Annotated in this window: 8 protein-coding genes and 1 other annotated feature; of the genes, 1 reads left to right on the forward strand and 7 read right to left on the reverse strand. The window is 45.0% G+C overall.

Going from position 1 to position 8465, the window contains the following annotated elements; translation table 11 throughout:
• Window positions 1-76: 76 nt before the first annotated feature.
• Together ung and nfo are read right to left on the reverse strand one after the other, a co-directional pair.
• Window positions 77-757 (reverse strand): uracil-DNA glycosylase, encoded by a 681-nt coding sequence (ung, locus tag R7E51_RS22290; protein WP_005382846.1) that lies wholly within the window; start codon window positions 755-757, stop codon window positions 77-79.
• Between the two features lie 289 nt (window positions 758-1046).
• Complete coding sequence (gene nfo / locus R7E51_RS22295; RefSeq protein WP_017821508.1) at window positions 1047-1931, reverse strand: deoxyribonuclease IV; 885 nt, start codon at window positions 1929-1931, stop codon at window positions 1047-1049.
• A 326-nt stretch (window positions 1932-2257) separates the two neighbouring features.
• Between nfo and grcA the strand changes: the two genes are divergently transcribed.
• Entirely contained in the window at window positions 2258-2635 is a 378-nt protein-coding gene (gene grcA, locus R7E51_RS22300; RefSeq protein WP_005381814.1) for an autonomous glycyl radical cofactor GrcA, read from the forward strand.
• Between the two features lie 110 nt (window positions 2636-2745).
• Here grcA and R7E51_RS22305 read toward each other — a convergent pair whose 3' ends face one another.
• The 5 genes from R7E51_RS22305 to thrL form a co-directional block, all read right to left on the reverse strand.
• Window positions 2746-3405, reverse strand: a complete 660-nt coding sequence (locus tag R7E51_RS22305; protein ID WP_206958054.1) for an NADPH-dependent FMN reductase — start codon at window positions 3403-3405, stop codon at window positions 2746-2748.
• A gap of 139 nt (window positions 3406-3544) precedes the next feature.
• Window positions 3545-4825 carry a threonine synthase gene (gene thrC / locus R7E51_RS22310; protein ID WP_206958052.1) on the reverse strand — a complete coding sequence of 427 codons (1281 nt, stop codon included), beginning with the start codon at window positions 4823-4825 and terminating at the stop codon, window positions 3545-3547.
• Complete coding sequence (gene thrB, locus R7E51_RS22315; protein WP_206958071.1) at window positions 4822-5778, reverse strand: homoserine kinase; 957 nt, start codon at window positions 5776-5778, stop codon at window positions 4822-4824. The genes thrC and thrB overlap by 4 nt, the downstream gene beginning before the upstream one ends.
• Before the next feature lie 20 nt (window positions 5779-5798).
• Complete coding sequence (thrA, locus tag R7E51_RS22320; protein ID WP_017821509.1) at window positions 5799-8258, reverse strand: bifunctional aspartate kinase/homoserine dehydrogenase I; 2460 nt, start codon at window positions 8256-8258, stop codon at window positions 5799-5801.
• Between the two features lie 53 nt (window positions 8259-8311).
• Window positions 8312-8431: a sequence feature (Thr leader region), on the reverse strand.
• Window positions 8367-8444, reverse strand: coding sequence for a thr operon leader peptide (gene thrL, locus R7E51_RS22325; protein WP_074192076.1), 78 nt, complete (start codon window positions 8442-8444; stop codon window positions 8367-8369). (Overlaps the previous feature by 65 nt.)
• Between the last annotated feature and the right edge of the window lie 21 nt (window positions 8445-8465).

Here is an 8465-nt window from a genome sequence, read left to right on the forward strand (position 1 = left end):
ATGAGAAATTTACTATCAGCCTCGAGCGTGCTCAAAAAAACAGCGATCATAGCATCCATGATCGCTGTCTCTTCATTTATACAGTTAATGGCAAATGCCAGTTAATTGGTGCTTTTTCTTGTGATGTAAGCAACTGGTTTGCTTGAGAGAAATGCTTACAACCGAAAAAGCCTCGATGTGCAGAAAGTGGCGATGGGTGTGGGGCAGCTAACACATGGTGCTTGTTGCGATCGATAAAGCGCCCTTTCTTCTGCGCGTGTGACCCCCACAGCAAGAACACTACACCTTCTTGATGCTGATTAATGGCTTCAATCACTCGGTCAGTAAACGTTTCCCAACCTGTCTTTGAATGTGAATGCGCTTTACCTTGCTCCACCGTTAATACCGTATTGAGTAACAATACGCCTTGTTCAGCCCAGCTTTGCAAAAAACCATGCTGAGGGATTTGGAAACCTTCAATATCTTGCGCCAGCTCTTTATACATATTAACCAGTGACGGTGGCGTTTTAATGCCAGGAAGTACAGAGAAACACAGGCCATGCGCCTGATTTGGGCCGTGGTATGGGTCTTGTCCTAGAATCACGACCTTAACGTCTTTGAACTCGGTAAAACGAAACGCGTTAAAGACATCTTTTGCGGGAGGAAAAATAGCTTTGCCTGCGGCGCGTTCGGCTTCAACAAAATTCAAGGTGTCTACAAAGTAGCTCTGCTTTTTCTCTTCGCCGATCACATCGTGCCAAGTGGGTGACTGATTCATGGAAAGTTCCTGTCCTAAATTTTGCTTCTATTCTAACGAGCGAAACTCAAACAAACAAAAACTTACCACGAACTTGAGACAAGTAATAAAAGACTAATGCTTCTGTGGCGTTCGAAAATGCCCCTGTCCGGTAATGTGACGATTAGGCATCGGTAAGCGAAGCACACGACGAGTGTAAGTATAAGGAGTAAAAGAGAATGGTCGAGACATGTTGGCATCCTTCTTTGCTAATTCAGAGATTGATGTTCAATGACTAAGAAAGAAAGGTGCCAACTTTGTGGTTACGCCATTAACTGTCAATGGCCGCTAAATGGAATTGACGCAACGTGTTGATCTCTTGCTGCCAAATATCTGGATCAATTGTTTCCAAAATCAGAGGGATACCATCAAAACGAGGGTCTTTCGCGATGTACTCAAAGCAATCCCACCCGATCTCTCCTTTACCTAGCGAATGGTGGCGATCTACTTTGCTGGCAAACTCTACTTTTGAATCATTTAGATGCATTGCTCTTAAATAGTGCATACCTACGATACGGTCGAACTCTGCAAAGGTGCGCTCGCAATCTTCTTTTGTACGTAAGTCATAACCAGCCGTAAAGGTATGGCAGGTATCAATACAAACGCCGACACGATCTTTATCTTCCACTTGCTCGATGATTTCAGCAAGGTGCTCAAACTTCCAGCCTAAGTTAGTGCCTTGACCTGCCGTATTCTCGATAACAGCGATCACATTCGGCACCGCTTTATGCGCAAGATTGATCGACTCGGCGATCGTTGCGAGGCACTCCTGTTCAGAGACTTTCTTTAGGTGACTACCCGGGTGGAAGTTAAGCAAAGTCAGCCCTAACTGATTACAACGCTCCATTTCATCAATAAATGCCGCGCGGGATTTATTCAGCTTTTCTTCTTCCGGCGCACCCAAGTTAATCAGATAAGAATCATGGGGAAGAATATGTTCTGCTCCGAAACCCAGCATTTTACAGTTCGCTTTAAACGCACTGATGGTTTTTGCTTCTAAAGGCTTCGCCACCCACTGGCGTTGGTTTTTTGTAAATAGTGCGAATGCATTCGCGCCAATTTCACGAGCTCTCAACGGAGCTTGATCGACCCCACCAGCAGCAGAGACATGTGCACCAATGAGTTTATTCCCAAGCTTGTTTTTCATGTTTGTCATTTAATCACTTTAGACTTTCAGTATTGCTACCTAAATACAGATAGTTGCGTTAACCAGTTTAAACTTTAATCTCAATTTGTAGTAAATTTACAACAAAACTAGTTATTAAATATTTTTTATATTATCAAATAAATTGTAATTAGTTTGTTTTCAAAGGTTTTATTGATTTAACTCAATAAAATTACCTTAATAAAAATAATGTTTTTGGTTGTTTTTTGACTTAAATCAATATTAAAATAGTGGATATTAGCTATATAATACTCAGCTCAACGAAAATTCGAAAATTAACACCAATAATCACCACGTAAGTGGTCTAGGAGATAGTGATGATCCAAGGTATCCAAATTACAAAAGCGGCAAACGACGACCTACTAAACTCTATCTGGCTATTAGATAGCGAAAAAAATGAAGCTCGTTGTGTTGCTGCAACTGCTGGCTACGAAGCAGACCAAGTTATCGCAATCAGCGACCTAGGTGAATACGAAAGCCGTGAAGTTGCAATCGAAACTGCTCCTCGTATCGAAGGCGGCCAACACCTAAACGTGAACGTGCTTAAACGCGAAACACTAGAAGATGCAGTTGCACACCCAGAGAAATACCCACAACTAACTATTCGTGTTTCTGGTTACGCAGTACGTTTTAACTCGCTAACTCCAGAGCAACAACGTGATGTAATCGCTCGTACTTTTACTGAGACTCTATAATCTCTCAGTAAACTAGCTCGCTAGAATTTAAAAAGCTTGGTCAGCAATGACCAAGCTTTTTTGTTTCAGAATCCTTCTAAACCCTTTCTATAATGGAAAGCAACTCGCCTCTAAGGTGCATTTCTTTGCGAAGGATCTTTCTGAAACGCTTGCGCTAAAGAGGTTGGATCAAGCCTATCTCTTTGCAGTGACGCCCCTTCTGCCCACCAAATCAATTGATGCATCGTGCGATTCATATAGTTGTCCCACTGCGTCTGCTCCGACTCATCCGCAGCAACGCCCTGTTCATCAAAGACTTCTTGCGCTTTCGGAATGTGGATCATCGCAGAGACAGGTAAACATCCAAGTTCAGATAAGAAGGTACGCATAGAAACGGCAGCTCTAACACCACCCCATTGTCCGGCAGAATAGGTCACGATAGCACTCGGCTTGTAAGAAAACAGCGAACTGCCGAAATGGTTAAGCATGTTCGCCAAAGCAGGACTCATCGAATGGTTATATTCCGGGCTAACCATCACATACCCATCCGCATGTTTGATTTTGTCTGCCAGCTCACTTAGGTGCTGCGGAACTTTAGAGCGGTGATAAGCAAACTCGGGCTTAAACACATCGCCAAAGTCGTAATTCAAAGGGTCGATGATTTCGACCATATGTTGCGAATGTTGACTCGCGATGAGTTTTTCACACGCTTTACTGACTCGCATTCCTAAACGGGCTGGTCGTGGTGGCGTGCTGTTTCTCACTGAGCCAAGAAAAATCAAAAAATGCATGCTTCTCTTTCTATCTCATTTAGTTAAGTTCGTTTCTCAATCATAAAGAGAGTCACAACTTACCGACAATAAAAAAGGTGAATGATTACTCATTCACCTCTCGTTATTTCTGTTTTTGATACTTACTATACTTTGAAGCTTACTGCACGCGGCGCAGTACTTGTTTCAATGCGTCAAAGTCTGCGTCGAGCTCTTCCGATAGCAGCTCCATCGCAGCGTGCTTCGCTAGTGGCGCAGGAAGGTCGATATCGGATTCTAGAATATCATCCACCACTTCTTTGAACTTCGCAGGGTGAGCAGTACATAGGAACAGACCGGTTTCACCGTCTTGCAATTGTTCTTCAAGCACTCGGTAAGCAATCGCACCATGCGGTTCGCATAGGTAGCCTAGAGCATGTAAATCTTTCACTGACTGTGCGCTTTGCTCATCAGATACTGCGCCTTTACCTAACGTCTCCAAGCCCCACTCTTTCACGCGGCACAGCTCTTCAATACGAGGCCAATTGTTTGGTTGGCTCACGTCCATCGCGTTCGATGTTGTTGCGACTGTTGGTTTTGGCTCCCACTTACCTGTTTCTAGGTAGCGAGGAACCGTGTCATTGGCATTAGTTGCAGCGATAAAGCGTTTGATAGGCAAGCCCAACGCTTTTGCCAATAGACCAGCAGTTAGGTTACCAAAGTTACCACTTGGTACAGACACAACAAGGTTTTCACGCTCTTGTTTGCTCATTTGCGCAGCGGCTTCAAAGTAGTAACAGATTTGCGCCATCAAACGGCTGATGTTGATTGAGTTTGCAGAGTTCAGACCGATCTCTTCACGCAGTGCAGAATCATCAAAAGCTTGCTTAACCAGTGCCTGACACGCATCGAAGTCTCCATCGATCGCGACAGTGTGAATGTTTTTACCAAGCGTACAGAATAGCTTCTCTTGCAGTGGGCTGATCTTGCCTTTCGGATAAAGAATCACAACGTTGATGTCTTCCATACCGTAGAAAGCATGCGCAACGGCTGCGCCAGTATCGCCAGAAGTTGCAGTCAGAATGGTGATCTTGCCACCGTCCGAAACGGCTGCAAGAGATTGCGCCATAAAGCGACCACCAAAGTCTTTAAACGCAAGCGTTGGGCCATGGAACAGCTCCAGTGCGTAAACACCATCTTTTACTTGGTTGATAGGCGCAGGGAATTGGAATGCAGCATCAACAAGAGCATTCACTTGCTCCTCTGTAAGTTCATCTCCAATTAACGCCGATAGAATCTTAGTGCTACGAGAGACAAAGTCTTCTGCAAGCAGCGCATCGATATCTTCAAATTTTGGTAATTCCGATGGGAAAAATAGACCTTGGTTACGGCCTAACCCTTGGCGAACGGCTTGGCCAAAGGAAACTTGTTCATCATTTTCTTTTATATTGTAAAGCTTCATAGCTCACTTCCTGTTACTTTCGAACCCTGCTTATCTAGACGACAAACGTGGACGAATCCTTCTTCGTTTTGTACGTAGTTTTGTTCTAACCAGCGAGCAACTCGCTCAGCGACATCTTTCTCTTTGCAAATACTGAACAGTGTCGGACCACTGCCAGAAATACCGGTTGCCAATGCTCCCGCAGACGCTGCGTATTGACGTGCATTCGCAAAACCTGGAAGCAGTTTCTCACGATACGGTTCTGCGATCACGTCTTTGATCATTTTTGCAGCAAGTTCTGGCTGACCAGAATGACACGCATGAATAAAGCCCGCAAGGTGGCGACCATGAGCAATTATATCTTGTCGGCGGTATTGAGATGGTAGGATCTCACGCGCTTCCGCCGTTGATACCTTGATACCCGGATACGCCATCACCCAGTACCAATCATCAAAGCAAGGCACTTCTTGACTGATGATACCCAATTCTTCAAGCATCAGTTGCACACCACCAAGGTAACATGGCGCAACGTTGTCGTAGTGAATACCACCAGAGATCTTGCCTTCCATCTCTCCCATCAGCGCCAATAATTCTGTCTCGTTAAGTGGCAGTCCATGGAATCGGTTCAATGCATCTAATGCAGCGACGATAGAACATGCACTTGAGCCTAAACCAGAGCCAATTGGCATGTTCTTTTCTAGCGTCATTTCAAGTGGTTTTAGCTCAACACCTTTTTTATCTAGCTCGCAAGAAAACACCAGCCAACAATCGTAAACGATGTTTTCTTTTGGCTCTGTAGGCAACTTAGAGACAAAATTACCCGCAGTTTTCAGACTGAACGGCTCAGTCCCTGCCTTAACTTGCACTCTGTCACCTAGCAAGGTCCCATCCACTGGGGACACGGCCGCCCCCAGCACATCAAAGCCAACGCTTACATTACCAATTGATGCTGGGGCATAAACCACTACATCCATATCACTTGAACTCATTATTGTTATACCCCTAGTTTCCAACCTAAAGTACGCATCACGTCAGAAAATACACCCGCAGCCGTTACTTCGGTGCCTGCACCATAGCCACGTAACACTAGTGGGATTGGCTGATAGTAACGGCTGTAAAATGCCAGTGCGTTTTCACCGTCCTTGATTTTATACATTGGATCGTTTTCATCCACCGCTGCGATGCTTACTGTGCACTTGCCCTCATTAATCTCACCAACGTAGCGCAGTACTTTGCCTTCTTCCGCTGCCTTTGCAGATAATTCTTTAAAGTAAGCGTCTGCTTCAGGTAAACGCGCCATAAATTCATCAACGCTACCAGAATCATCAAAACCTGGTGGCAGTGCTTGATCAACCACAACGTCTTCTAGTTCTAGAGACATGCCTGCTTCACGAGCTAGGATCAGAAGCTTACGCGCGACATCCATACCAGAAAGATCATCACGAGGATCCGGTTCAGTAAAACCATTTTCTTTTGCGATATTAGTAGCTTCACTTAGGCTCATACCTTCATCTAACTTACCGAAGATGTATGACAGAGAGCCAGAAAGAATACCGCTGAAGCGCTCTAGCTCATCACCCGCTGAGATTAGGTTTTGCAAGTTTTCGATTACCGGTAAACCCGCCCCCACAGTTGTTTCGTACATCAGCTTGCGACGAGAGCTGCGCGCAACATCGCGAAGCTGATGGTAGTAAGCCATGCTTGCTGTATTTGCTTTTTTATTTGGTGTAACGACATGGAAACCAGCAGCTAGGAAATCAGCGTATTGATTCGCAATATCTTCACTTGATGTACAGTCAACCAATACTGGGTTGATGATGTGGTTACGTTGAACCAAAGAAATCAAACGCGCTAGGCTGAACTCTTCTGTCGCTGCCGACATACGATCACGCCAATGATCGAGTGGCAGACCTTCACTATCAAGCAGAAGACCTTTGCTGTTTGCCAAGCCACACACGCGAATAACGATGCCTTTTTCCGCAAGCTTCGCCTGTTGACGCTCGATCTGATCCACCAGCTCACCACCAACGCCACCAATACCAACCACGAATACGTCTAAGAAGTGCTTAGAGTTGAATAGGTTTTCGTGACACGCTTTGATCGCTTCAGAGATTTTATCTTCAGGAATCACGGCTGAGATAGCACGCTCAGATGAGCCCTGTGCGATGGCTACAATGTTTACGTTCACTTCAGCAAGAGATGAGAAGAAGCGAGATGCAACACCGCGCGATGTACGCATGCCGTCACCAACCAACGTTATGATTGAAACATTATCAATAAACTCGACCGGCTCTAATAAGCTATCTTTCAGTTCCAACTCAAACGCATCGGCCAGTACTTGTTGCGCTTTTGCTTTATCTTCTGCCTCAATACAGAAGCTAATGCTGTACTCAGAAGAAGACTGAGTAATAAGAACAATAGACACACCAGCGGAAGACATTGCACCAAATACGCGGCTTGCCATGCCAACCATACCCTTCATACCTGGGCCGGAGACGTTAACCATAGTTAGGTCGTTTAGCGTCGTGATACCTTTGATCGCCAGATTGTCTTCACCAGTGTCTTGCCCAATCAAAGTTCCTGCACCTTGTGGGTTAAAGCTGTTTTTGATCAGACATGGGATGTGGAACTGTGCGATTGGGGCGATGGTTTTCGGGTGCAGAACGGAAGCACCGAAGTAAGAAAGCTCCATCGCTTCTTGATAGCTAAGAGATTTAAGTAGGCGAGCATCTTCGACTAAGCGAGGGTCACAGTTGTACACACCATCTACGTCTGTCCAGATCTCACAGCAATCTGCGCGCAGACACGCCGCAAGAACCGCCGCCGAATAATCAGAGCCATTGCGACCAAGTGTTACCAATTCACCTTTCTCGTTACCTGCGGTAAAGCCAGGCATGATGTTCACATGACCTTGAGGAAGAGGATTCTGGCGGAAGTTCTGAGTCGAAACTTCAACATCGACCATGGCTTCAAGGTGATCACCTTTTGCGTATAGGTATTCAACTGGGTCGATAAGATGTGCAGGCTGGCCTTTGGCTTCTAACACCGCTTTCATCAATTGAATCGAAACGCGTTCGCCTTTGCTAATAATACGTGCATTAACATTGTTTGGGCACATGCCAAGAAGATTGATGCCATGAACGAATTGGCGTAATTGAGAGAGAGAAGTTTTCACTTGGTTATCGAAAGCTGAACCATCGATATTGGGTAGTACTGCTTGGACTTGAGTGAAGAGCGTTTTAAACGACTCCTCCAACTCTTTGATTTGTAGTTCTGCTTCACCATTGCGCAATGCGCCTTCAATGACCGCAACCAATTTGTTTGTTGTTTTACCAGGAGCGGAAAGAACAACCGCCACTTCTTCTTGTTGAGCGTTATTGGCAATAATGTCTGCCGCTCTCAAAAAGCGATCTGCATCAGCTAGTGATGATCCGCCAAACTTCAATACTCGCATCCCTTCCTCCGGTATATCTTCTTAAATTTGTCTAAATTCTGGATAAAAAAGCATAAAAAAAGGCCTGTATCTTGTTGGATACAGGCCTTTTTTGTGAATTTCTTTCGCTCAGCAGCCTGCCCCAACATGTGTCGTGTCGGTAATAATAATGGTCGTGGTCATTACTACTAGGCTGTTAGATGGCATAAATAAATATTCAACGTTAAT

This window comes from Vibrio sp. Vb1166 (assembly GCF_033338695.1).
Classification (GTDB): domain Bacteria; phylum Pseudomonadota; class Gammaproteobacteria; order Enterobacterales; family Vibrionaceae; genus Vibrio; species Vibrio alginolyticus.